The organism is Aliagarivorans marinus DSM 23064, from assembly GCF_000429485.1.
Classification (GTDB): Bacteria; Pseudomonadota; Gammaproteobacteria; order Enterobacterales; family Celerinatantimonadaceae; genus Aliagarivorans; species Aliagarivorans marinus.
On record NZ_AUBY01000021.1, the window covers coordinates 12,378 to 38,443 of the forward strand.

The window sequence follows — 26,066 nt, forward strand, 5'->3', positions numbered from 1 at the left end:
ACTGTATCCAAACTACCTTAACTAGGTCGCATCAAGCGAGTCAGGTAGCGACATGGTGAACTACCTCCATAGGGTACTTTAGCCCTTATCCAAAGCCAAGGTTTGGGGTACTGACAAGCTTCGTGATATCCTTAAGCCACTGATAAATCTGATAGCAGTAAAGGATAACTCGATGAAGTATCGGATCTTGTCTTGGCAGACCCTCAGTAGTTTTTACTCCTCAACGGCCTGGTCAGTTCACACCCTGTTCCACCTGTTCAGCCTTTCGCTGGTTCGACTCGGCCTGTTTATGGTTGCGCTGGGTACTGCCGCCTACCTCGATGGCAGCCATCATATCGACCTGTCCCACGCGCTTAGCATCAACCCGCTACTCGAGATGAGCCTGGGGGTATTTTTGGATATGGGCGGCGCGGCATTGCTGGCGATTGGCCTAACCCAGCCTAAACATCAACGTTTCTTAGCCTGATCGCCTCTAAATCAAGCCAGCGCGATCGGCCTCGGTAGCCTATACCAATAGGTAGATAATCAAATGGAGCTTGTCATGCTGCGCAGAACCAAGATTGTAACCACCCTCGGCCCCTCAACCGACAAGCCCGGTGTACTGGAACAAGTACTGCTGGCTGGGGCGAACATGGTCCGCCTCAACTTTTCCCATGGAACCGCGGAAGACCATTTAGAGCGCGCCCGGCAAGTCAGGCAGATCGCTGCCCGCCATAAACTCAGTATTGCCATCCTTGGCGACCTGCAAGGTCCGAAGATACGGGTATCTACGTTTAAAGAGGGCAAGGTACAGCTTGAGTTGGGCCAGCCCTTTGTACTCGACAGTGAGCTTCCCAGAGGGGAAGGAGACGTTAACGCCGTCGGCCTCGATTACAAGCACCTGCCGCAAGACGTCAGCAGCGGCGATACTCTGCTGCTCGACGATGGACGGGTACAGCTGGCGGTTGAGAAAGTGGTTGGCCACGAGGTGCACTGCAGCGTAACCGTTGCTGGCCCCCTGTCCAACAACAAGGGCATCAACAAACAAGGCGGTGGCTTATCGGCTGCAGCGCTCACCGATAAAGATAAGGCCGATATCGTTACCGCCGCAGAGATTGGTGTGGATTACTTGGCAGTCTCCTTTCCACGCAATGGCCGGGATATGGACTTTGCCCGGCGCCTTAGCCGCGAAGCAGGCCTGGCTGCAAAGCTGGTCGCTAAGGTGGAACGCGCCGAAACCGTCGCTACCGAAGAGGCAATGCTCGATATCATCGATGCCAGTGACGCGGTGATGGTGGCGCGCGGCGACCTAGGTGTTGAGATTGGCGACCCCGAGCTTGTCGGCGTGCAAAAAGCACTAATTAGGCTCACCCGCAAGCGCAATCGCGCAGTAATCACCGCCACCCAGATGATGGAGTCGATGATTAATGCGCCGCTCCCCACCCGGGCAGAAGTCATGGACGTGGCCAACGCAGTGCTCGATGGCACCGATGCGGTCATGCTCTCCGGCGAAACCGCCGCCGGTAACTTCCCGGTGGAAACGGTGCAGGTGATGGCCAAGGTCTGCGAAGGGGCTGAAAAGCAGCGTAGTGTGAACGTCTCTACCCACCGTATGAACGACAGCTTTGAGAGTATTGCCGAAACGGTTGCGATGGCGACGATGTTTGCCGCCAACCACCTCAGTGGCATGAAGGCGATCATCGCGCTCACCGAGAGCGGCAGCACACCCTTGCTGATGTCGCGCTTGAGTAGCGGCATCCCGATCTTCTCGCTCTCTGAACATCAGGCAACCTTGAACCGCTGCGCCCTGTATCGTGGGGTTTATCCGGTGCACTTTGTGGAGCGTAGCCGCGACATCATTACCGTGGCGAACTCCGCCATTGAGCGTTTAAAGTCGCTGGATTACGTGAAAAGTGGTGATCGGGTCATCATGACCCATGGCGATGTGTTCGACCAAACCGGTCATACCAATACCAGTAAGATCCTCAAGGTGCCTTAGGCGCGCTTGAGCTGAGGCGCAGCCTTGGCACCCTCTACGGGCCGGTTAACCGAGAGTTTCCGGCCTTTTTTCATGCCGGTTTCAAAATCGGGGGTCAGCTTGGCCATCGACGCTTTGATCTGTGCCTTAAAGCTCTCTCGGTCCAACTTCTCGAACATGTCATCGAGATAATCGTCCATATGCGGGTTGCGCTCGCCCTTGTCGAGATCGGGCAGTTTATCTAAAGCGCCTTCCAACCAGCCAGCAGCGAACGAGGAGACCCGACGACTAACAGTAAGGTTGTCAGTGCCAGAGCCGGCAAAGCTGTTGCGAAAGTTACCCACCTGCTGGTTCATCTCGCGGTAGACGATATCAAAGGCGAAGGCGGCAAACACCGCTCGTTCGGCAAAGCCAACAAACTCGACCCGTTTGAGCCCCTTATGATTCACCAGCACCGCCTCAACACCAAAGCGCGAGTTGATGCCACGAATAATCTTGAGGATGTTACTGCCCACATCCGCTGGAAGCAGGGTTTGTCCGGAGGTCTTCCCCATTTGGATCAGCTCAATATCTGCCTGCTCAAGCCCATGCTTGCGCATCAGGCTTTGGGCCATACGAATAGCCTGGGCGGCTTCATGCACATTGGCAGAATTACCCAGTTCTAAACACTTGGCGATTTTTTCCAGGGCGCGCTGACGACTCAAATTGGTAGCCTCTGTATAAAAAAGAAGCGTAATTTTACTCACTACGCAGGGCTTTGCAAACACTCCGTGAGAGCGCAACGCGATATGCTGATAGGTTTAGTAAAGAATATAATTAAAAAATAAAAAACCACAAAAAATCAAATGGGCAGATTTTAATAAATCTGTAATAAAGCCCATTCACAATAGCGGCAAAATTGCTCACAGACTAGGCAAGATGCTCAAATTCTCTCGTATGCTCAACGGATTGACACTGGTACAGCGGGTCGCGTTTACGGTTGCCTGCCAATTCCTCCTCACCGCCGGTTTAGTCGCTACCTCGTTCTGGGGCCTAAAACAGCTTTCAATCTCGTTTACCCAATTAAGTGAAGAGGCGCTGCCACTCAGCCAAGCCGCCGCCGACATCGAGAAACAGGCGCTGAGCCTCGACCAAAGTCTGCGCAATGCGATTACCAGCCCCGACCAAGATGAATTTCGCGCCCGTCAGGCGCAGTTCTCCGAGGTGGAGCAATCGCTAGAACGCTCGCTGGCCGAATTGCATGTACTGAGTCAGCAACATACATGGCTACAGGAAAGCGTGGTCGAGCTCGAGGAACGTAATCAGCTACTTGCTGAGTCGATGCAAGGGCTATTGAGCAAGATTGAACGGCGCTTAGAGATTGAGCACTACATTGCTATGAATCAAGGTATGGTGACCTATGCCATGAGCTCAGCCCGCGATGAGATGGCTCGGCTGATCCCGATATTGTTTGCCGATCTTCCCGAATCACATATGGCCTACGATGCCTTTGTCGCCGATGCCGCCGCATTGATGACTAACCAGCTCAACCTGGTCAGTGCCAGCAGCCGGGGGGCTGTGCGCAACCAGCTTCGCCAAGCCAAGAGCTACATCTCACGGCTGCGCTTTAACTACGATATTCTGGCCAACGATAACCCTGAGCTTAACGAGTACCAAACGGTGTTGATGGCGATTGAGATGCTGGAAGATGCCATCGCCGAGCAAGGCTTGTTGCCACAGATTGGCGAGCGTGTCGTACTGGGTATCGAGATCAACGAAGACATTCTGGCCCTGAGCAAGCCACTGAGTCAGCTCAGCCAAACCGTTCGCACCCTGCAAGATGCCAGTGAACGTGAAGTGGCCAAATCCCAGCACAACACAGAGCAAGTGATGCAACAGAGCATAGGGATGCTACTGGGTCTGATGGCGATAACCGCCGTGCTGGTCATTGCCATGTGCTTGAGTTTGCTGACGATGATCCGCCGCAGCCTCAAATCGATTGGCATGGCGATTCAGAAGATCGCCGATGGCGATTTTACCCACTACTGTGAGGTGCAAAGCCCGCGCGAGTTTAAGCAGCTATCCACTTGGTTAAACCAATCTGCAGAGAAAAACCGCGAGCACATCTCGCAGCTTCGCCAACGTGGTCAGGAGCTGAAACAAGCGGCCGATGCCAGTGCCGAAGTGACCCACGAACAACAGCAACAGCTGGGCGCACAAGAAGGAGAGATTGCGTTAATCGCCTCATCGGTGACCCAGATGGATGCCAACATGAACGATATCGCCGAAGCAGGCAACGCCACTGAGAAAGACAGTGAGCTATCCGCCAAGCTGGCCGTTGAAGGCATACAGACCCTGCGAACCACCAACCTTCACCTGCAAAACCTTGATGAACGGGTACAGCGTAACGCCCAGCGTATGCATGAGCTGGACAAGCAAGTGGATCAGGTCGGAGAGGTGGTTGGCGTGATTAACGCCATTGCCGAACGCACTAACCTGCTAGCGCTGAATGCCGCCATTGAGGCCGCCCGAGCCGGCGAGCATGGCCGTGGGTTTGCGGTAGTGGCCGATGAGGTACGTAAGCTGGCCGCGCAAACCCGTGAGCAGACCGACTCCATCGAAGCGATGATCGACACCCTACATAAAGCCACCAGCAAGGCCGGCGAATCGATGAGCTCGTGCCAGCAAGAAATGGCCAAGACCCGCGAGCTTAGTCAGCTACTTGGTAGCTCGATGATGGAGATTGAAAAAGCGGTATCGACGGTGCAACAGCGCGCCGTGGAGATCTCGCACTCAACCGCCGAGCAGACCAAAGCCAGCCACCATGTCAATCAAGCGGTATCGTCGTTGGCGCAACACAGCCAACAACGTCAACAGCAGATTGACCTGCTCTCGGTACAATCAGACCAGGTTGCAGTCATCGCCAGCGAGCAAGGCGAGAGCCTGCAAAGCTTTAAGGTGTAGGGCTTAGGGCTTAGGGTTTCGATTGTGCTCACCCATAAGCAGCAGGGTGAGTACAATCTTGCCGGGGACCAGTAACAACAAGCCGGCACCAGCGACCAGCGCGATATTGCGCAGCCCCTCAACGGTGCCCGCCAAGTCGGTCAGTAAGTACAGTAAAATCGCGCTACACACCAACACCACGCCAAGTGCCACCAAGGCCATCGCTAAAGGTTTCATCGCCGCTCCTTTTCCATACTTTTAATATGGTTATATCACAGCGATAAGCGCAACTTTGTGATCCGACCTTAACAGGTTAACTACGAATAGCGGCAAGCAGCTGTGATTCTAGCTGAGCCCACGCCGCGCTATCGTTAGCGATAATCTCAATTTTAGAGCGAGTTGGCCTGGCGATAGTTTCAGAGCTAACAACCCCATCCACCGAGTTAACCACCATACCACCTTCAGCTAAGGCCACCGCAGCTTTCACCCGCGGCGCTTTAACGGAGCCTAGCGCTTGCAGAACGGCAATCGCATCGAACTGCTTATCTTCAGCAAACACCCAGCCACAGCTGACAAAGCCATCGCCCTGATTTTCCACCTTCAGATAGCCTTGTTCAGGTAACGGCATGGTATCGAAGTCTCTGGGCGAACCGTGGTCGTGGTCGTGGTCGTGGTCGTGGTCGTGGTCGTGGTCGTGGTCGTGAGCATGATGACCCGAACAGTGTTTGTGTTCACCACAACTATGGAATTGTTCTACTGGCTCTGGCAACGGCTTATCTAACAGCAGTTCTACTGGCAGCTGTCCTTGTTCAATCTCTAAGCTTGGCTTTTGTGCCAACCAAGGATGCGCCGCTAAGTAGTTATCACGGGACAGTCGGTCAGCCTCTTGGTAGCAATCTGCCTTGGTGAATACCAAGGTACCGGCCGCTTCGAGTTGCTGAACGAAGATATCGTGGGTGGTATAGCGGCTATCAGCAAAATTGCGTGCATCCACCAGCGTTAAAACCCACTGCAGGCTAAGGTGATCGCGAAAATTTAGATTACTCACAATCTCTACGATTTGCTGAACATGGCCAAGTCCGGTGGGTTCAATTAGCAGGCGTTCGGGCTTAACTTCCCGCAACAGTTGGGTAAGCGCAATCTGGGTGGGCAGGCCCGCCGCACAGCACATACAACCGCCAGCCACCTCACGAACCGCCACCGAGCAAGGTTGCTCTTTTAGCATGGCGCCATCAATCCCCACTTCGCCAAACTCGTTGACCAACACCGCCCAGCGTTCATGCTCCGGCTTGTTAGCCAGTAGATGTTTAATCACCGTGGTTTTCCCCACTCCGAGGAAGCCTGTAACAATGGTGGTTGGGATCTTTGCTTGAGAGTGCTGCATCACGTTCGTCCTGCTTCTTGAAGGATGATTATGCTACTCATCACCAAACGCCATGACCAGTCAAATCTTTACTTCAGGCCAGCCTTCGGCAACAGCACAAAACCATCGATTAACTATATAGATTTTACTGAAAGTGTTTTGGATTCTAGCGCCATTATCAATTCATTCAGGGAAAGCTAAGCTACCAATCGAACTGATGAGCAACAACACTCATCGCAGACATCATCTGAAAAGACCTAGGAGCATACCATGGCTTATTACTCTGTTCTCGCTGTTACCCCAACCTCACAAGACTGGATCCCCGACTATATTGGCCCCGCTAATGCGCTGGTAGCCAAGCATGGTGGAAAATACCTGGCGCGCACCGACAGCCACCAGCGCCTCGAAGGTGAAGGGGAGGAGGCCGCACTGCGCATCGTGATTGAGTGGCCGTCTAAACAAGCGGCATTGGATTTTATGAACGAGCCAGAGTATCTGCCACACCTCAAAGCTCGCACCGAAGGCTCGATTAGCCATCACTTCCTAATTGAAGGAAAAGATGATCTTGCCTAGTGGACACAGCATCTGAGGTTTTAGGCAATATGTACTAAAAACCTTGCATCTTTTTGCTGATGACTGCGTCTACACTAGTTAGGCGCAATCACCAGCAGAGGTATCCATGCTTAGCCATTGGCAACAGCACAAAACTAAATTGAAGCAATATGTTGCCAAGCGAATCGATGACAGCAGCGCTGTCGACGACGTGCTGCAAGAGGTGTATATCAAGGCCAGTACCCATCTTCATCAACTTAATGCCAAAGGAAGCCTGAGTAACTGGCTGTACCGCATCGCCCACAACAGCATCATGGATCACTATCGAACACAGCGCCCAAGTGAACAGCTGCCGGAGCAATTGTTGGCCGATGAGAACGATGAAGACAACCTAGCCCATCAAGAACTAGCACAATGCCTAGGGCCGATGATTGAAGCTTTACCTGAAAAGTATCGAGTACCACTGACCTTGTTTGAGCTTGAGGCGCTCAGCCAACAGCAAATCGCAGATCGATTAGACCTTTCGTTGCCCGCAACCAAAAGCCGAATCCAACGAGCGCGGGTCAAGCTGCGAGAGCAACTCACCAACTGCTGCGATATCGAAATAGGCAGTGGTGGCGTGAAGGCGTTTACACCTAAAAATTCATGCGGAAGGACTTGCAGTTAAGCGACCACTCAATCAAAAAAGGAGGGCTGAGCCCTCCTGTGGGAGAGTAATAAAGTTTCATACTAAATTGACTCTAACAGCATGTTATTGGCACTTAGTTTTTTATTGGTAAAAAATAAAGTGTCATACTAGATAGAAAAATTTGATTGCTCGACCACTTCATAAAAGTAATAAAGTATCATACTTACCAACCTTCGTTAGTTGATTCTTGTATTCCACAATCGTTGAGAACAGACGAATCAACTCGTACAGAACGCATGTCGTCCAACCCCTTTATCATAGCCATAAGCTCTGGATCGTTGTCTTCGCGAAAGCAGACTATATAGTCGTAAATCAAACCATCACTACTTTCATTTGTATCGATTTCATAGTCGAGCCTCTGCATTTCACTAAACGCTAGACCAAACTCTAGAGCTAATGCCTTAACTTGATTGGTGTTGTCATCATCCATTATTGTTTGCAGAGGCATTATGGAAAACTCAGCTCTCTTTATTCCTTTTTTCTTCCAATCGCGAAGCACACCCGACCACAAATTACCTCGCAGACTCGAGGTCGGCGAGAACCTACTCGCTCTCCAATGCAGAACTTCCCTAGTTCCATCAAGCTTGAAAAGTAACACTTCCGCTTCTTTGCGCTCTATGAGTAGTCGCTTAAACTCGTCTTCATCTTCTGGGTTAAACACTACTGAAGGTTTAGATTCAGGCTTCCCTTCCACCGAGTCCAGTAACCTGCAAATAACAGATTCTGGAGAATCAAACCCTACAGCAAGGTTCTCCAGCCTTTGATAAGTCGACTCCGATACCTCGATAACCTTAGCCATTTGCACCTCACAAAAAAGACCATACATGACCAATATAAACCATATATGATTAATTGCAAATCATATATGGTTCACTATAGACAACTTCAACTTGCGACATACTTAGGATTGATACAAGAACATTTACTTATGTACGTGATTATCAATAGTAAAAAAGGCAAAATCAGATAACAAACTCAAAGACGCTAGTGAGATTTCTACGGACATGGCAACAAAAGAGACTGTTTGGGAACTTGAAGAGCACTCTATCGGCAAACACCTAGTTTTATGTAACTACTTAAATGCTTGGCTTCCTATCATGAGCAAATACAACCAACGTCTGCTCATCATTGATGGCTTTGCCGGTCCAGGTGAATACAAAGGCGGCCAGTTGGGCTCACCCATACTCGCGCTAGACGCTCTTATCGCACATAAGCATCAAAATCTACTGAGTCCCGAAGTAGTCTTCTATTTCATCGAGAAAGATCCTAAGCGGTGTGATCATCTGAAGTCCCTCATCGTTCAAAGGTACCCTAGTCTTCCAGCAAATGTGAAAGTGCACATTACATGTGGCAAGTTTGACTCCCACATGGGAGAACTTCTGGACGATATAGCCCTTCAAAACAAACAGCTTGCCCCATGTTTCGCAATGATTGATCCGTTTGGGGTTTCTGATACACCTCTTGTTGTAATGAAAAAGCTACTGGAAAACAGCAAATGTGAGCTGTACATATCGCTGATGTACGAGTTTATAAACAGGTTTAAAAATAGTCCTGAGTTTGAACCTCACTTAGACTCATTATTTGGGTGTCAGGACTGGAAGGAAATGTGCGAAATTGATAACAAAGAAGAAAAAAAGTCGTTCCTAAACAAACTTTACAAGAAGAAGCTCAAGGAGTCAGGCGCTGAACAGGTAGTTCATTTCGAGCTATATAAGGGTAATCGTCATGTGTATACCATCTTCTTTGCAACGAAGCATATAAAGGGTTCGGATAGCATGAAGGCTTCCATTTGGAAAGTCGTTCCTGAAGGAGACTTTAAGTTCAAAGGAGGGAAGGACAAAGATCTACTAATGTCACAAGATATGCACGATTTTACCTCATTACAAAACTGTATTCAGGAAAGATTTTCAACAGGGCAATGGATAACAAGCAAGACAGTCCAAGACTTCGTGGCCTCAGATGAGACTGATTATCATTCATCGCAAGTTAAAAAGCATGGACTAAAACCATTAGAGGAAAAAGGATTTCTAACTATTGGTCAACTACCTCCTGGGAAGAAAAGAAGAGCAGGAACGTATCCCCCACAAATATTATTCAGAATCACTGCCGAGTAGTTTTTGCTAAATCGACTAAAGAACGTAGCGCTTTTGATAGTGCTTTTGCATGAGCATCGCTCCCATCCCATACGTCAGATAGAGCACTCATCAATACCTTAGATTTAGCAGGATCAGGTTTTAAGTAATAATCCAAATCAAAAATTTTAATTAGCTTTTCCACCTGCCTACCGCGAGTTTTCCAGTTTTTTTGCCTAACTCTACTGATAGTAGATTGACTAACACCTAGCTCTTTAGCTGCCTCTACTTGGGTTAGTTTGTTCTCCTTAAGAAACTCACAGACTTTCTCGGATAACGCTGATTTTAGGTGCATTTATTCATCATTCATATATAATATAACTTGTGAATATTATTAGCTTTTCAAGTGTTCTGCAAACACATTGAATTAAAATGAGTAAAGTGAGTTCAAGGAGCGTATGACATGTCAACCCAGAGCAAGATTGAGTGGACTGAGCAGACTTGGAATCCAGTGACAGGCTGCGACAAAATAACTGCAGGCTGCAAGCATTGCTATGCAGAAGCTATGGCGAATAGACTGAAGTCAATGAGGACTCCAGGTTATGAGAACGGATTCAAGTTAACACTACAGCCATCAAGGTTAGAACAACCTCTAAAGCGAAAAAAACCAACAAAGTACTTTGTTAATAGCATGAGTGACTTGTTCCATGAAGATGTTCCATTCTCATTTATTGATAAAGTTTTCAATACCATTGAAGCAACACCACAACATGTTTATCAGATTTTGACCAAGAGAGCAGCTAGGATGGCAAGCTACTTTCAGGAAAGAAGTGCACCAACTAACGCTTGGATTGGTGTAACTGTCGAAAATAGGAAGCAAGGATTGCCACGAATAGATGAGCTAAGGAAGATTGATGCTCAAATCCGCTTCTTATCTGTAGAGCCGCTATTAGAAGAATTAGGGGATATTGATCTATCTGGAATTCATTGGGTTATCGTCGGAGGAGAATCAGGCCCAAAATCTCGAGAAATGAAGCCAGAATGGGCAGAAGGAGTTCAAGAGTCCTGCGAGCAACAAAATGTAGCCTTCTTTTTCAAACAATGGGGGGGATGGGGTGCCGATGGCAAGAAACGCTCGAAAAAGGAGAATGGTCGACTTCTCAAAGGTCAAACTTGGGATGCAATGCCCATAGAATTCAGGGTATATTAGATATACACACAAGTAACGTGGTTTTCTCTAGCGGATGGCGAAAACAGAGTATGAATGGGTCGATTCAGGTTCATTACCTGAAATTGCAGAACATAGTGAAGTCAAACATAGTGTAATCGTTCAGTACCTTAAGCAATATGTTAAGGTGTTGACGATAAACCCTTCGATACCTAACCTCAACTTGCATATTGTGGATGGATTTTCTGGGGGTGGAAGATACTATAGCCCCAAACACAAAAGGGAAGTCTACGGGTCGCCGATTCTTCTTCACAATACCATCAGGGAAGTTGAAGCAGAAATAAACACTACCTCAAGGACAAAAACCAAACTTAGTGTTAATGCTCAGTTTTACTTCATTGAAAAAAAGAAGCCTGTCTATCAGTGCCTAAAAGACTCGCTATGTAGCGCAGGAATAGATATTAACAGTGAAAACATTCATATAATAAACAAATCCTTCACGGACGCTATAGATCCAGTCATCAACAGTATACTAACGCATGGCCGAGGAGATCAAAGGGCTATTTATCTTCTAGATCAGTACGGTTACACTGATGTTCCTATCCCCTATCTCCGTTACATTTTTGGCACCTCAGGAAAGAATTCTGAAGCAATTCTTACTTTTTCCACAGACTCAATAATAAACTATCTATCAGACTCTCCTAGCTACTTAAAAGGTATAAAGAAGGCTGGATTGCACGAGGTTCTTTCACTCGAAGCAATCAACGACCTAAAGGAACTCAAGCAGGTAGACTCTAAACAGACCAGAGCTCTGATTGAGCAAAGTCTCTATGATTTTGTCTGGAAAAAAAGCAAAGCTAGGTTTTTCACGCCTTTTTTCATTAGATCCGATGTTAGTAATAGGTCCTACTGGTTAGTTCATCTTTCTAACCACCCAAAAGCACGAGATGAAATGGTTAAGATCCACTGGAGTTTTCAGAACTCATTCGCCCACTATGGAGGACCAGGGCTAAAGATGCTATTTGGCTTTGATGCAAACTTGTCGCATCTAGAGAACCAATTGCAGTTTGACTTCTTGTTTGATGAAAGCGCAGAATCAAGAACGAGGGACGCTTTACTTGAGGGAGTTACAGAATACTTCAGTGATGAACCTCTCGAAATCTTTGAGCTTATTTCCAGCACATGTAACGGATCTCCTGCACATTACGAGCAGTATCTCGACGCGATATATTCTCATTTGTGTCAAAAGGGAATAAAAATCATAGGAAAGAATGGTGAGCAAAGAAGATCGAGAAAATCACTGCGTCTCGACGACAAAATCGTCCTAGAAAGAAACCTAACCTTTATGTTTTAACTTTAACTGCTTTTATCTCTACTCGCACAAGACTACTTACGTTCTTCCTTCAACTCTTTCAGCCCATCGCTCGATATCTTCCTTCAACAAAGCCCCCTGCAGAGAGGACTTTGGATGAGGTATCGACTGATGGCTGTGTTTTCCAAATACCTTATCTAAGTACTTGCTAGGCCATCGTAATGACCCCTTCAGTACGAGCTCCATCAACTTGTCCAGTTGCTCTTGAGTGAAGCCTTGCCCATTATCTTCTATCAGCTTGGTGGATAAGGGCTTGGCGGCATCCGAGGTGTCGACTTCCATTAGCAGATACGATTTACCGTTTAACTGAACCCTGACGATTGCTATGCATCGAGGGTTACTGTCGTTCTGAAGCAGATGTTTCTTGCACCTCGGCACTTTCGGTAACTTGGTAATCAATGGTTTTGACGCTACACATCCATGACTACGCTTTAGGCATTCAACCATCTCGATAAACGCGGCGAACTTGCCGAGATAGAGGTGGCTATCGTCAGATACATCTTCGAGGTTGTTGAACACACCGGTAGGAAGGTCTCCGGCAATAGTCGGTTCGTTGGTGCTAACGTCTTTAGCTTCTTCAACGTATTCGCCTTCACCTTCTCCTTTGCCGCCTTTTGACACTTTGTTCGCGACTTTTTTCGTGAGGATCGGCTTAACAAACTCGATTTGCGTCGCTGACGTTCTGATTAGACTGGAGCCAAGTTCATCATTGGCCCCACCTTCATCAACAATATTGAAGCCTCCACCATAGTGCTTTCCAGAACGCTGGCCACCTTCACCCTCTTGATACGTTTTTAGTTTTGGGTGGTAAAAACTCACTTCTGCAGGTAAAACGGCAGCCAAGTTGCGTATGCCAGCAACTTCCCACACCAGCATGCTGCGAGTATCTGAGTCTATCCAGCCCTGCAAGGTCAGCTCTGCACCGCTGAGGGGTGGTGGGTCGAACTTAAAATCCCACGTTCGATAACGGTTTGTATCTACACCGTCAGTTATCTCGTAGCTTGAAATACTCTCGAAAGAAGCGCGGACATGAGGATCGAGTAGCACCCAGCTTAAAAAACGCCTGCACTCCGGGTTGTTTAACAGCTCAACACGATAACCCGAGTGCTCCAGCACAAAAACTTCCGCTTTGTTAGCAATAGCATCGCGTTGAATATCAAACTCAATGTTCAGCACATCATGCTCAAGTGCAGCTCTCGATAAGTAGCTATCGTGGAAAAACATAGCCCTCGCCAGCTCGAAGTGGGGAAGGTAGATATCAAAGCCATCCGCCGATCGAATGCGGAAACAATACTGGTCTTTATCTTTGGGTCGATGAAACTTGTAGCCGGGGCAATCTTTTACCCTGCAGGTATCCCACGTATAGGTATGAGGTATAGCGACTAGCTTAGTGAGCCCAGCAGGCAGCTCTGAGCTAGTGGGGTTAAGCGTTCGTTGCCTTACCAGTAGCGGCGCATTGGATAGCCGCACAAAAGGCTTATCTTGTTTTGGAGAAAGGTTTAGGTTTACGAACCAGGTGCTGCCATGTACTGGGCGAAACAGACCGCCAACACCCTGAATCTTTACATCATCATCAAACTTGTCAAAGCTTACCTTGTCCATACTGCTTTATTGACCAATCCAGAATCGCACTAGCTTGTTCTGTGATCCTCTCCCTGCTAAGCCCTGAATTTTTAAGCACTTTCCATCGCTTCACTTTTCCACTATCCACAATTAACTCACTAATGGCAACCGCAATTCTTCGGATCTGATATTCGGAAACAGTTTCGCTGTACATACTCAAGAATCGTTGGGTAAGAGGCAGCTTATGCATGTTCTTTTCGATGGTGGCGGGATAACGGGTTTGCGTTAAATAGCGATTCTTTGTCCACCGAGGCGCGGTCAGCTGGAGCTCTTTTTCATTGCGTAACCGGATAAGGTAGCGCACAACAGACTTGTCGCGCACTCCCCATTGCACACGGTTATTTACCTGAGCAAAGCGAACCCGAAAGCGACGATTGCAGCGCTTTAGCCATGAACGGTCGTTACGATACAACCACGCATACTCGGCGCCTGAACCTTGAAGCCGAGCAACCTTGGTACCGAGTTCAATAACTTGCCTTAGCCAGCGCCGGCGGTAAAACCTCAGCAAGGCTCTATCTTGGTTATTAGCTGTAGAACGCAGAGGCTGCTTGGGCACAACACGCAGCCTACCCACACCATTAATCACCGGTATTATCTGTAGCTTATTGCCATGCAAAGCTTGCATCACGGCGATGTGCTGCAAATAGCTGAATGCTTTGCGATGCTTCCTGAACATAGACTTCAGCCACTCAAATTGACCATCGGCGATACTAAGGCCCACCGATGCTAACCAGGCATCACTCCAGTACTCACTGATGCATTCTCGGATCAGCGCATGGTTGATGTGCTTTCCCTTAGTCGCACCAAAGTCTCTTGCTAGTTGCCAATAGTGTTTGGTCCATTGGGCAAACTCTGGTGATGGAGAAGTTCGGCTGTTTAGCAAATCTTTAGCATGCTTAGACACAACCAGGCTCTGCCAATTTGCTGGAGATTGAGCAACCAAAGGACAGGTATCAGGAGTTACCATGTAGCACTGGTGCCGATGCTCTAGCCTGACGGGAAGCTTGGCTTGGATAAGCTCACCGTGCTCTGAACAGGCGCTTACTCCCGCTATCTGCCAACTGCGTTTCCAGTACCCCTCACCATAAAGCTCAAACTGCTTGGCTACACACAGCGGGCAATAGCGAAGCTTTTGGATAGCCTTAACTTTGGATGACGCGACTCCACAAAGCATATGTGCAGCACCTTGGGAGCGGCCAGCTAAATGCTTAAGTATTCGCGTCCTGCGTGACTCGGGAACAAACGCACCACAGAGCGGAAACAAGGTATGTCGATAAGCCAACTTCTCGGCATCTAAACCGAGAGAGTCAGGGTAGTGCGTTGATAGCTCGATCAAATGGCTCGGCAAGTCAATTGAGGCAATCGCAGTGCGATTTGCAAACACCTCTTCAATCAACTCCTTAGGTGAGGTAATCCCCTCATAGCTTCCAGCTCTGGCAATCACGCTATAAAGCAGCTCATCGGGATAGGGAACCGGGAAACCAAGCATGTGTTACCGCCTGTATTCAAGCACTCAGTTTCTCAAAAAGTATAGCTCTATTCAGCCAACCGCTCTCGGAACCATCAGCTGTGATGATCAGCACAACAATAAGCAATAACCGTCATTTCTACTACGCAGCAATCGCAGTTACTGAGAGTGTAGCTCCAGAGGCATAATGAGTTTCGGACTTAAGAATATCCCCAAGTAGGGATCGTATATCCGGGCATTCATATGAATAAGGCCCCACTTCAGCAACGAGCTCGTGGCCGGTAAAGCCGCGGTTGGTCAAACTATGCCACCTCAAACGAACAGAATTTGCGAACGATTCCACAAGACCATTCTTAACGAGTTCTACCAAGTGACCATCCGCAAAAAGCTGTAGGGAAGCTTAGAATAACTACAGAATATCTAGACGAACGGATGGCTTATTACAACAATGGGCGAACTCGTCAGGAATAGCCTATTGTGACAGAACAATACTGTCAATGTTACTTGATGAAAAACAGTTTTGGCTGAGAAGAATTTAGCTCAAATCTAAACTGACAAGCACCGCATCAAAAACGGGTAACTGTCAGCTCAGGTCTGAGCTAGTACATGTGAACCGACCAGCCTTCCGAATACCACTCGTTAGTATAAAGTAACCATTCAAGCTCCCACCCTAGTATGGTATAATACAGTGTTCTGGATAACCTGTATCATCAGCATCTCTGAAACAAATGTATGAACATTAAAATCACACTTTTTGTAGTTTCACTCACCCAAACACTCTCAGCTATCATGTGGCCTGGTATATATTTATATGGATGGTACGCGTTAGGTTTTAGCGAGTTCAAAGTTATATATTTACTAACCGCCATTTTGGGAGGGATCTTTTTGCTGGCTCCGATAGCATCACTTATCGGAGTTTACTTTGAAAAAAAATGGGCTGGATATACTCTTTTCATATTCCCTCCCCTTGCTTTTTTACATGGGGTTTCAGCAGTTCCATACTTATCAAGATTAGCCCCCGTTGGACTTTGGAGAACACTACTTCTTATTCTAATAAATGGAGGCATGGTCTTGATCATCAGTAAATTAATATCAAAGAACAAATAAATCGCCAGGTAAAAGCAGGCTTTCTAAGTAGCAAGCCTTTCTCACATATTTCAATCTGAGCCGCTCCATTCGCAAACCTAAATAACAGGACTGGAGCAGTTATCACAACTATAGACTATATCTCAACACTCCAATCAAATAACTTTTATTTCATCCAAGTTCATGGTTATTTGAGGAAGATAACCTTCGCACGGATTAATAGCAGTTAGCTGTGAAAACCAAGACAATACTAAAATTCGCCAAAATGGCAAGATTTCATAAACCCCTCCTAATATCCACCCTCGAGCAAATTATTTTCATCAGGAGAAGACTGGATTAGATAGCACTGGCCATTGCCAAACTAAAGCACAAATAGTACATACTATTAAAGATACAAGAAGGAAAATTCTTTCGGCTTTATGTTCTCGCCCCAGAGAAAGCGCACCCATTCCAACAGGCAAACCCAAAGCCATCTCAACTAAATACATAGACACAACACCTAAGCAAATAACCACCCCCATCAAATCATCATCCAAGTTGTAAAACTGAGAGAGTAAAATATGGTAAATCGTTAGAAAAAACGCTAAAGAAAAAAACTTAACAATGTAGTTCAAAACTAAAACCTCTAGTGATCATCAATAATAATCCCGCCAATTGAATTTGTAAGGCCACCTGCTTCAATTGCCCAATCAGCTTTGCTCATATGATGGAACTTTCTATCAGGAAGAACTAGCTTCCCACTACCAACCATGATCTTTCCTGTAGCAGCTCTGACTGAGGTACCTATGTCAACTACTGTTGACGTGACTTTAGCCCCTTCTTCTGACATCCCAGCCTTTTGAAGGTTTGTCTCTAACCAATTAGATCCGGTAAAGGCTGTTTGCATATTATCAACACCTCTAGCCATCAATATCATGCCGCCCTTGCATGCTAGCCCGAGGGAGACTTTACACATCATAAAGCCCCCTGCAACTTGCGTTAAGCCATCAACTCCCGTCAACAGATTCGCCTAGCGAGGGTAAATCCTCGCAAATGGGCTCACCGTAGATATCACGCTTATTAACAATTTCCCCATATTCAATCGCTCTTCGGAACTTTGTCTACTGGGCAAAAAGCTCATACCAGAACAAGAGTTCATACGAAGACGGACCAATGCAGGCGACTTTGCACGTAATCGAAGATGGCTGCGAGTGGTTGCTTTACACATTTGAATGGCTTAATTGCACCTTCCCTATACCAAGAAAACACTACGCAGTGACATGATCACTACTTCTTCCTTTTTCTAAGCGTAGCACTGTTGGTCAAAGCATAATTGCCTATATAAATGGAAAAAACCATCATTCCAAGCCCACTCCAAATACTAAGCCCACTAAAAACCAAAAATACAGAAACCAAAAAAATATGAAGCGCCAAAAGGATATATATTATCTTTAAAAACTTTTTCATTCTAAACAATCCACAGAGCAATACATTACAGCGCCTACCTGAAAGCCAACTGCACCAACGCCAATCACAGCCCCAACTGTATTAACCCTTGAGAAGACCTTGATTGACTGCTCCTCGACCTAAAGGACGAGGAGCAGTCAAATTGATTAGGTGTTATCGGGAAACTTCTCAGGGAATGAGATCAAAAAGCAATCATTCACGCTCTCGCCCTGCCCACTAGCTGAGGATCATTTGCTCCTAAAAAATGTCTGTAAATAGCATTACTAAAAAAGCCCAGTTTACTACGGTCACCACAACTGAAAATACAAAGACAACCAGTAGCATAAACCACCTTGGCCCATTTAGATCTTTGTGTAGCGTTCCAGAACCGAAGCCCATTGGCTTTCCTGAGCTCATCTCGTAAAGCATTTTTACAAATAATCCCCAAAGAAGAAGAGGGAAAAAAGGGCCGCTTTTACTAGCTACATCTTCATAAGGCGCACTCACAAGCAAAGCTACTATAGCGTAACAAAGAAAAACCAAATCAGTCATAAATCAACCAGGTACTCTACTTGTCATAATACTCTTGACCTTTAATGCTGGCGTCAACGCCCTCTAAAAACCACTCCCTTTTTGACATATGCTGAAAGCTCCTATCTGTTCGAGCCCCCCTAGACCAAAAAGGAATTTTTGCTGGAACTTTGCGAAATATGCCTGTTAAAGAAGTACCAACATCAAATAAGTCTCCCGCCATTTTTGCATTGTCACTCGACATATTCATTTGCTGAAGCCCCATTTCTAATCCACTGTGTCCGGTAAAGACTGATTGCATGTTGTCTATCCCTCTCATCCCTATTGCCCCTCCAGCAGCACAGGCGATTCCGCCAGATACATAACACAGCCCTACACCTGTACCTATCTGACCCACTCCACCAAAGAACGTTACCGCATTATTAACCCTCGAAAAAATCATCTCTCGATTCTCGCTAATTACACTTTTTGCTCTGCCCCAAAGGCCGGAAACCTCGTCCCCCTGCTCATTAAACAAATTAGCCAATGCCCCAGTTCGCGCCCCATCCCGGAACGTCCCGCCCGCGAAGTGACTGGATGCTCCGCCTGCCAGCGCCGCTACCGCTACATTCCCAAAATCAATGCCTGCGGTTTCAAACCCCCAGCCTTTGCCTAGACCATTGTCTCCTGTGGTAAGCCCTTTGGCGAACGCACTACTTAAGAAGCCGGTACCAAAGTTATCCCCTTTCACCACATTCAGGCTGCCCCCTGCCATGCCGTGCACAAAGGAGCGGCCAAAGGGCGATTTGCCAAAGGTTTCATGCAATATCCCCGTATCACCGAGTGCATGCCCCACCCCTGCAAAGACCCCTGAAGTCAGGCCCGCAAAAAACGCGGATTGTATATCCATTCCCATCACCAGACCACCAATAAAGCCCATCCCAAAACCCAGGGCCATGCTGCCGATAGCGCCTAGTGGAACTTTTGCAGCAATTACCGCACTGACGATGCTGATGATGAGACCGAAGATGTTTCCGCTGGGGTCGTGGTATTTCAATGGGTTATTAACCACATAGGCATAGCGGTTATGGTTCAGGGCATCATCCGGTGATTGCATAGCAGGGTCGGGACTTAAGAATATCCCCAGGTTGGGATCGTATATCCGGGCATTCATATGGATAAGCCCCACTTCAGCAACATGCTCATGGCCGGTAAAGCCGCGGTTGGTCAAACTGCCAAATAGCAGCCCCGCGGGAAGCGGGGAGGTTTGCTCCCAGTCGATCGCCCGCGCTTCACCCCAAGGATCAAACCAGGTTTCGGATATCACTTGCCCCAAGGTATTGGTGATAAGATTTACCGAGTTCAGTGCATCCTGATGGAAGTAGTGGACCTCCCGGCTCAGTTCGCTATTGTCTGATACGCGCTCTGTCTTGATGGATACACCAATTGCGCGGCCTCCCACATACAGATAGTTACGTTGCTCTGCCTGATAGCCTTCCAGCCCTTCGTGATAGCGCTCTTCATAAACCTTACCCAGATAGAAGGTTTGATCATCACCGCCCGCGCGTTTTCTAACCCGCTGATTATCCGCGTCATAGACAAAGCTGACATGCTCGGTGCCTTTGCTAAGGGTTAACGCCTGACCGGCCAAGCCCCAGGTAAACTGCCGCTCTCCGATTGCGGTTACCGCGCCGCGCTGATTGTAACTAAGGGTATCCGTGCCCACCTGCGTGGGGCCAAACGCCCGGTTACCGTATTGATAACTCACCCCATTCTTGGTGAGGAAGTTACCCCGGGTATCGTAGCTAAAGGTCTCAGTGAAGCGGTTTGTTTTTCCTAGAACCGCATAGTTAGTCGAGTTGTATTCTGCTGAGATAAGCTGCTCAGCGCTGTCATAGCTAAAGGTTTCCTGAATGCCGCGGGTGAGATCGGTGCGCGACAGCATATTATCGTTTCTGTCGTAAATGTAAGCCATCTGCCTCAGCCATGAGCGTCCACTGAAGAGCTCAGTATCGCCGGGGCCGCGGGTGTCGATATTATGCAACTGACCCGTGCCATTGTGGTAGTTGTAGTCAGTCGTAACGCCATTCCCGAAACTCTCTGCGCGTACACGCCCGTGGGCGTCGACCTCGTGGGCTCGCCAGTAAACGCTATACTCGGGTGCGTCGAGATTTTCTAGCACGTACCCCCAGACACTCTCTCTGTCTACCTCATCCAGGCGTTTCATATCGAAGTAACCATAGAGTGCACCAACATGCGCGACTAGGCTGAGCATATCTTCTATCGCTTGAACGTAGGTGTCATAGCGCCCTACCAATAGCTCGCGGGCCACGCTGTAGTCATTCGCCATACTATTGAGAGTGCCGCGCCAATCATTTTGCACATAAGGATTCGTTGAGAATGTATTGCCATCGAGAATCACGATTTCTACCAGCCCTTCGGCGCTGAGTTCACCAAACCAGGCGTTGTCCGTACTCTCCGTAAATACGCCCCACGGCGTGTCACCACCTTGTGCTATCTCAAGGTATTCATCATGAGATATCTCAATGACTTCGGCAGTATTGGGATCGAAAATATAGTGAAAATCAGGCGTAATCAGCAGTGGGATGGTGACCGTCCCATGTAATGGCACAAAGGTATCCGGTGTCACCGTCATCGCATAGCCTTCATCGCTGTACCATACCCGATGTGCCCGGCCTTGGTAGCGCCCTAAGGTTGTGTCATTGACGCCCTCAACGGGAATGGTTTGCCCGGCGGCTTCACGCATCTCCAGCTCCCAAGCTTCAAGCTGTTTTAGCTGAGGCTTAATCTCTTCGGCGGCGGCCAGGTAGATTTCAGCATTGGCTATGGCTTCGTCAATGATATCCTGCACCTCCTCCCGGGAGATATCCATGGTGTTTTGACCTACCGGTCCGGTCAATGCACTTAGATGACCATGTTGATAGTGATAGATGATATCAAAACCATTTGGACGGCTTTCGGTGTCTAACTGCCCCTCGCTATTGTAGTCGTAATCAATAACCCACTGAATATCCCCGAGAGCCGGGTCGTGAAGTGCCTGGGTTTGCTTGGTCAGCTGACCCATGCCATGTGTATCTTCATCGACGGTCCATCTATATTCATACATTTGGACTACCGACTGCTCTGCCTGCAGCTCCCCATCAATCAGTACTTCAATGTGCTGCTCAGCAAGATTAGGCGCACCGTCCGAGGCATACACCCAGTACGCGCGCTCTTCCCGAGTATCGAGAATGCGGTTTTGCTGGTAGGCCTGGCCGATTTGGTCATACTTGGTGGTGGTCACGACACCTTCCGGATCGGTTTGAACAATAACTTCACCGAAGCCATTGTTGTCAAACGTCCACCGCCCCATTGCCGGGTCATCATGTACGGTCTTATGACCAAGGCGGTCATACTCAAAGAAGGTAGGGTGCTCACCATCGAGGGTCGTTTGCACAAGCCACCCTTTGGGGTGGTAGACGTAATCGATGGTGGCTTTGCCCTCGGACGTTTGTCGGATGACATCCCCCCGCGCATTCTCATAGCGTCGGCTCTGCACACCGTTTTTGTCGAATGTGGCGGTATAACCAGGAAAATACGCCGTACGGGTCATGTTCGTGGTTCCACCATCGCCGGATGGTTCAGAGATAGTGAGAGGCCGACCAATAGCATCGTAGGTCTGCACACTCCAATAGGGAGCATAGCCACTAAAGTAGGGGCGACTTATCCGAACAGGCTGGCCTCGATGGTCATACTCGATATCAACATAGATGGCTTTACCGTCCATCGAGTAACTCACTTCGCGAAGAGTGTGCCCGATATCGCTTATCACCTTGATGGTTGTTATGTCTCCCGGCGCACGCTCTATCTCACAGTAGGCAGCATCGGGAAGCCCTGATGCCTCGCAGTTTGAGCGGGTGCTGTCGGTTACACGCATTCGCGTGTAGGTCGTGTCAGTGGCAATACCAGGATAATCAATGGCTTCAACTCGCCCCAACCAGTCTCGGTAATAGGTAATGGTGGCATCTATAAAGCCTGGGGGTTTCTCTGTCTTAACGAAACCGGTAGTCGCATCGTAGGTGTAGGCGGTAGTTTGATTGCTGAGCTCCTCTGAGCCGTCGGGTTTGTATGCCAGATTTGAGACTTTTTGCTCGCGTAAAAACAGCCCTTTATCGTATTCATAAGTTACGACTCGGTCTATATCAGCACCGCTGGCCTGCATGGTCTCCTTCGTCACATTCCCCAGCGCGTCATACTCATAAATGGTCGTGAGGTAGGTATTACTATCCCCATTGGTTTCTGACTCAAGCAGCCCATTTTGGTAGTAGGTAAACGAGGCGGTATCACTATAGTCCCCCTCAGGCGTAATGTGTTTCACCGTGGTGCTCTCAACCCGGTTATTCTGCCAGGGCATATCCATGGCAGGTGGTTTGAAGGTGCTCACGGTTTCGGTTCTGTAGTAATCCCCCGGTATTAAGCTCACCAGTGAATCCACCTGACTCTCGATACGGCCAACATTCATAAACTCATCGAAGTCGCTGTAGTGAGTGTAGGTATCCGTAAGCTGCGTACCATCAAGCTCGAATGCCTGTTGCACGTTAGTTTGCAAGTGCGAAAACCAGATTTGCTCTGGATTCAATGCGCGCTGCGCATTGACCAATGTGGTCTCACAGGTTGCCACACCGGGTACCATTTTCCCTTGAGGGCTAACCATACAGTAGGCTGACTGCGAATGGTTGAGCAGTACTTCTGCCCCTGTGGTGGGAACAAGCACATCCTCAACTTCTGCTACTTGCCCGTTGAAAGGGAAAATGAGCGAGCGAGTCTCACGCACCTCATGGTTGGCTAATTCATCGCGCATCGCAACGTAGCCTAAGCCTAAAAATCCCCGGCCCTTAAGGCCGTCGCGAAACCCGCCATAGCGATAGGTTTTGTGGCCAACCAGCTGCTCTGTTTTTGGACTAAGCTGGATGACTTCATCAACCAAAAACATTCCGCGGTTAATGGACACTGTATTCGCCAACAGGTAGTCACGTTGCTCGTCGTTTTCGTAGTAAAGGAAGTCAGGATCGTAGTGAGTGCTACCACCGCCAATCGCTTGATAGCTAAACTTGATAGAGGCGCTATCTAGGCTGTCGACACGGGCTAAAAACTTATGGGATAAACTCCGGTTACCATGAAAGATCCTAGGCTCTTTATCTTCATCTAAAACAATAAAAGATACTCGGCCATCTCCTAACACATCAACAAAACTAGCAAAGTCTTGTTCCTTGATCTCTGGGACATCACTGATGATTTGCTCTGCGTCTAAGAAGAGCCCTGCCACTTGGTAACGGACATATAGCGCACCATCCAACCAATAGTAGAGATCTAATTGACCGTTACCACTGATATCGAAAAAGCCAACATTGTCACTAGATTCAATATCTTGGTGGGTTGTAGTCAAATCCTCCATGGTTGAGAAGTACCCAGTTCCCAACCCCTGTACAACGCGAATCGTGTTTTTGTTGGCCAGCCTCAAGAAATCGAGGTTACTATCACCATTGATGTCTTCCATCCAATCTAGAAAGCCACCTTCGAATGTTTGGAGAGGCGCACCCCATCGGCCAAAGCGTTGGGAGGCGTTAAGCGACATATCAAGACGATGAATACTGTTGACTGAAGAGCCAATAGGGCCACTACTTCCAGCATAGAGTTCCTTACCACTGTAATTTCCGGCGACACCGTCATTGTTGAAGTCCCCAAGATGAGTGATCACACTCATCTCTTGATTTCTACCGTTGTGTTTTTCGGTGTAGTTAACTATCCAAACGCTCTCTTGGAACACGCCATCACTGAGCTCCCGATATTGCTGCCTGAAGTGAAAATCATGTCTAGAGCCAACTCCTCCCTCTTTCGTCCAAGCTGATTCACAAATCAAATCGGCATAGCCGTTCCCGGTTACATCTGCCAGATATAAAGCATGAGCGGGGTGGTCATCATAGCAACCAACAGCGTAAGTAATTTCTTCGATTGCGGGTGTGGAAGCAGATGCGAACGCTTCTTGTACATAGGTACCTTCAACAATGGATACTTCCAAAGTGCGATCTTTTAGAAACACCAGATCATTTGTGCCATCTTGGTACAAATCCATCGATACTAAGCGACTGTGGTCACTAATGATCCCACCGCTGTCACTGAACAATTGCTTGTATTCCGCCCACTCAAGCAAGCCCTCTGCGTTTCTAGAACCTTGTGCAACATAGATTAATCCATCACTGTCTACCCCAATGAGATCTTGTGCTCCATTACCTGTAATGTCGGCCATATAGTTCGATTCATATCCGACCTGCTGAAAACGCGTATCTTCCTCAAACTCAACGCCACTACTTTCAAGTTGCCATTGATACTTAAAATCGATAGGAGGTAAGCAATCACTACTCCCTGGTGAGCACATCCTGACCTGAGTGAGGTAATCAACACCAAACTCATCCGCTGTGTAATAAAGCTCATAACGCCAAGCTTCAAATAAGCTGCTCCCTTTCACAGAGAGCGCGGATAAACGGTAATGGTGATTCTGGGGCCGGCCATGCACCCATCCTTGGGTTTGGTTTTCACTCTCAACCCAGGTAAAGTCAATACGCCCCGCGCCGGTAGTGGTGTTGATGTTACCGCCATACCAAACCGCTTTTAATCTCACAAACTGCTCATCTTCCTTCGCTCTACAGTCATCGTCTTGGTCTCTCGGATACTCACAGTACTCGTAAGCAATCATATTCGGGTGAGCAGCCGGGTTGGGTATATCGCCGGCATCCAGGTAGAGCCCCTCCGTTGTTGTTAACATCAGTTGCCTTACTGGATCGTGACTGTCAGGCTCCTCTTCGGCACTGGGGCCATAAACGGGCGTATTGTAAATGTGTAGCAACCCCTCAACATTGCGTATCTCAACCGTTGTCGGGCCGAAGTCATTGGCTTCACGAATAGTGATATAGTCGACTGGATTCACTTCCGCACGGTATTTTGCGCCTGCCTGACCGGGGCTTCCTTCAACCAAGATAAGTCGCTGTCCATCGAGGCAATAGGCATCGTCGGTTTGATACTGGGGAGGTTGGTTAATACCATCCACCGCTTCTGTTTTCTCACAACGATGGAACATGCTGCTGCCAGAGAAGGTCCAACCATACCCTGTCAATCCAGCACCACTGGTATGGTGATATACCAGCGAAAACTCTGGTTGGAGATTAGCTTTTCCCTGAGGGACTTCGATAGGGATGCGGTAGTTTGCTGTGCCATCCACAACATTAAACTCAGACGGCAACACGCCCGTATGGGTCGGAAGCGTGTCATCCGCCCAAGCAAGAGAGGCTGTCGCAAAAATGCTGCATAGCATTATGGTTGTCACGAACTTACTTCTCATGGGTGAGCTCCTTAAACCGTGCTATCCGCTTTTCAAGACGGGCAAGTTCCCCATCACTGTGAGTTGGAAGAGTTAATGCTGCTGTTGGGATATCGATTTCCGGTTGCTGTTGTTCAGCATCTTGAATGCGTTGAGAAACCGTTGTGAGTGTCTGTCTGGCGTGTTGCGAAATACGCGTTCCCGATGATTCGGAGGTTTCAGGTGGGGGAGAGGTATAGATTGTCGCAATGGGAACAGTTGAGAGCCGCCAGAAATATACAGCAATACAGACAGAAACAGCACAGAGCACATACAAAATCCATTTCATAGCGTTCTCCATTAGTTGGCTTTATAGCCATTTGCATTTGATTGACACCCAAGGGACCTATCACCTAAACATCAACATCCCGTGAGTTGAAAATACTTGTTGATCAAATGCTTAATATGATGTTGTATACAAATAACCGCTCTGTCAATAGGGTTTT

The 26,066-nt window shown here is 48.1% G+C and carries 21 protein-coding genes and 1 pseudogene; 10 read left to right on the forward strand and 12 right to left on the reverse strand.

Annotated elements, in window-relative coordinates; all coding sequences use genetic code 11:
- Positions 1 to 172: 172 nt before the first annotated feature.
- Both G461_RS0110005 and pyk read left to right on the forward strand, forming a co-directional pair.
- A complete protein-coding gene (locus tag G461_RS0110005; protein WP_026971743.1) occupies positions 173 to 466 on the forward strand; it encodes a hypothetical protein in 294 nt (97 codons plus the stop codon).
- A gap of 75 nt (positions 467 to 541) precedes the next feature.
- Positions 542 to 1,978, forward strand: coding sequence for a pyruvate kinase (gene pyk / locus G461_RS0110010; protein ID WP_026971744.1), 1,437 nt, complete (start codon positions 542 to 544; stop codon positions 1,976 to 1,978).
- Here pyk and G461_RS0110015 read toward each other — a convergent pair.
- On the reverse strand, positions 1,975 to 2,661 hold the full coding sequence (locus G461_RS0110015; RefSeq protein ID WP_026960373.1) for a DUF2786 domain-containing protein: 687 nt from the start codon (positions 2,659 to 2,661) through the stop codon (positions 1,975 to 1,977). The two genes, pyk and G461_RS0110015, sit on opposite strands and share 4 nt — an antisense overlap.
- 214 nt (positions 2,662 to 2,875) lie before the next feature.
- Here G461_RS0110015 and G461_RS0110020 point away from each other — a divergent pair, with 214 nt between their 5' ends.
- A complete protein-coding gene (locus G461_RS0110020; RefSeq protein WP_084429140.1) occupies positions 2,876 to 4,900 on the forward strand; it encodes a methyl-accepting chemotaxis protein in 2,025 nt (674 codons plus the stop codon).
- Between the two features lie 3 nt (positions 4,901 to 4,903).
- Here G461_RS0110020 and G461_RS0110025 read toward each other — a convergent pair whose 3' ends face one another.
- Positions 4,904 to 5,116 (reverse strand): hypothetical protein, encoded by a 213-nt coding sequence (locus G461_RS0110025; RefSeq protein ID WP_026971746.1) that lies wholly within the window; start codon positions 5,114 to 5,116, stop codon positions 4,904 to 4,906.
- A gap of 76 nt (positions 5,117 to 5,192) precedes the next feature.
- Complete coding sequence (locus G461_RS0110030; protein WP_026971747.1) at positions 5,193 to 6,263, reverse strand: CobW family GTP-binding protein; 1,071 nt, start codon at positions 6,261 to 6,263, stop codon at positions 5,193 to 5,195.
- Positions 6,264 to 6,512: 249 nt separating this feature from the next.
- On the opposite strand from G461_RS0110030, the gene G461_RS0110035 reads away from it, so the two are divergent.
- Positions 6,513 to 6,815 (forward strand): DUF1330 domain-containing protein, encoded by a 303-nt coding sequence (locus G461_RS0110035; RefSeq protein ID WP_026971748.1) that lies wholly within the window; start codon positions 6,513 to 6,515, stop codon positions 6,813 to 6,815.
- Positions 6,816 to 6,921: 106 nt separating this feature from the next.
- Positions 6,922 to 7,461 carry an RNA polymerase sigma factor SigZ gene (gene sigZ / locus G461_RS0110040; RefSeq protein WP_026971749.1) on the forward strand — a complete coding sequence of 180 codons (540 nt, stop codon included), beginning with the start codon at positions 6,922 to 6,924 and terminating at the stop codon, positions 7,459 to 7,461.
- A 184-nt stretch (positions 7,462 to 7,645) separates the two neighbouring features.
- Here the strand turns inward: sigZ and G461_RS23890 are convergent, their stop codons facing one another.
- Positions 7,646 to 8,281 carry a hypothetical protein gene (locus tag G461_RS23890; protein ID WP_211234249.1) on the reverse strand — a complete coding sequence of 212 codons (636 nt, stop codon included), beginning with the start codon at positions 8,279 to 8,281 and terminating at the stop codon, positions 7,646 to 7,648.
- Positions 8,282 to 8,486: 205 nt separating this feature from the next.
- Between G461_RS23890 and G461_RS0110050 the strand changes: the two genes are divergently transcribed.
- Positions 8,487 to 9,596 carry a three-Cys-motif partner protein TcmP gene (locus tag G461_RS0110050; protein WP_026971750.1) on the forward strand — a complete coding sequence of 370 codons (1,110 nt, stop codon included), beginning with the start codon at positions 8,487 to 8,489 and terminating at the stop codon, positions 9,594 to 9,596.
- Here G461_RS0110050 and G461_RS0110055 read toward each other — a convergent pair.
- Positions 9,583 to 9,909: a helix-turn-helix domain-containing protein gene (locus G461_RS0110055; RefSeq protein ID WP_026960501.1), complete on the reverse strand. Its 327-nt coding sequence runs from the start codon at positions 9,907 to 9,909 to the stop codon at positions 9,583 to 9,585. The two genes, G461_RS0110050 and G461_RS0110055, sit on opposite strands and share 14 nt — an antisense overlap.
- A gap of 108 nt (positions 9,910 to 10,017) precedes the next feature.
- On the opposite strand from G461_RS0110055, the gene G461_RS0110060 reads away from it, so the two are divergent.
- Both G461_RS0110060 and G461_RS0110065 read left to right on the forward strand, forming a co-directional pair.
- Complete coding sequence (locus tag G461_RS0110060; protein WP_026960500.1) at positions 10,018 to 10,764, forward strand: DUF5131 family protein; 747 nt, start codon at positions 10,018 to 10,020, stop codon at positions 10,762 to 10,764.
- A gap of 34 nt (positions 10,765 to 10,798) precedes the next feature.
- Positions 10,799 to 12,076, forward strand: coding sequence for a three-Cys-motif partner protein TcmP (locus G461_RS0110065; RefSeq protein WP_026960499.1), 1,278 nt, complete (start codon positions 10,799 to 10,801; stop codon positions 12,074 to 12,076).
- 36 nt (positions 12,077 to 12,112) lie between these two features.
- Here the strand turns inward: G461_RS0110065 and G461_RS0110070 are convergent, their stop codons facing one another.
- Together G461_RS0110070 and G461_RS0110075 are read right to left on the reverse strand one after the other, a co-directional pair.
- A complete protein-coding gene (locus G461_RS0110070; RefSeq protein ID WP_026960498.1) occupies positions 12,113 to 13,696 on the reverse strand; it encodes a Tn7-like element transposition protein TnsE in 1,584 nt (527 codons plus the stop codon).
- The gene (locus tag G461_RS0110075; protein WP_026960497.1) at positions 13,677 to 15,206 is read right to left on the reverse strand and encodes a TnsD family Tn7-like transposition protein; all 1,530 of its coding nucleotides are present in this window, start codon (positions 15,204 to 15,206) and stop codon (positions 13,677 to 13,679) included. The genes G461_RS0110070 and G461_RS0110075 overlap by 20 nt, the downstream gene beginning before the upstream one ends.
- A 283-nt stretch (positions 15,207 to 15,489) precedes the next feature.
- Here G461_RS0110075 and G461_RS26375 point away from each other — a divergent pair.
- Together G461_RS26375 and G461_RS0110085 are read left to right on the forward strand one after the other, a co-directional pair.
- Positions 15,490 to 15,735, forward strand: a pseudogene (locus tag G461_RS26375) (IS481 family transposase); the annotation flags it as partial.
- A 182-nt stretch (positions 15,736 to 15,917) separates the two neighbouring features.
- Complete coding sequence (locus G461_RS0110085; RefSeq protein WP_026960496.1) at positions 15,918 to 16,292, forward strand: hypothetical protein; 375 nt, start codon at positions 15,918 to 15,920, stop codon at positions 16,290 to 16,292.
- 299 nt (positions 16,293 to 16,591) lie between these two features.
- On the opposite strand, the gene G461_RS26065 is transcribed toward G461_RS0110085, so the two are convergent.
- From G461_RS26065 to G461_RS0110110, 5 genes are all read right to left on the reverse strand, one after another.
- Positions 16,592 to 16,885: a hypothetical protein gene (locus tag G461_RS26065; RefSeq protein WP_157360276.1), complete on the reverse strand. Its 294-nt coding sequence runs from the start codon at positions 16,883 to 16,885 to the stop codon at positions 16,592 to 16,594.
- 11 nt (positions 16,886 to 16,896) lie between these two features.
- Positions 16,897 to 17,271 carry a hypothetical protein gene (locus G461_RS0110090; protein WP_157360277.1) on the reverse strand — a complete coding sequence of 125 codons (375 nt, stop codon included), beginning with the start codon at positions 17,269 to 17,271 and terminating at the stop codon, positions 16,897 to 16,899.
- Between the two features lie 683 nt (positions 17,272 to 17,954).
- Positions 17,955 to 18,248 carry a hypothetical protein gene (locus tag G461_RS0110100; protein ID WP_026960493.1) on the reverse strand — a complete coding sequence of 98 codons (294 nt, stop codon included), beginning with the start codon at positions 18,246 to 18,248 and terminating at the stop codon, positions 17,955 to 17,957.
- A 16-nt stretch (positions 18,249 to 18,264) separates the two neighbouring features.
- Positions 18,265 to 25,602 carry an RHS repeat-associated core domain-containing protein gene (locus G461_RS0110105; protein ID WP_026971752.1) on the reverse strand — a complete coding sequence of 2,446 codons (7,338 nt, stop codon included), beginning with the start codon at positions 25,600 to 25,602 and terminating at the stop codon, positions 18,265 to 18,267.
- The gene (locus G461_RS0110110) at positions 25,592 to 25,909 is read right to left on the reverse strand and encodes a hypothetical protein (RefSeq protein WP_026971753.1); all 318 of its coding nucleotides are present in this window, start codon (positions 25,907 to 25,909) and stop codon (positions 25,592 to 25,594) included. The genes G461_RS0110105 and G461_RS0110110 overlap by 11 nt, the downstream gene beginning before the upstream one ends.
- Positions 25,910 to 26,066: the final 157 nt, after the last annotated feature.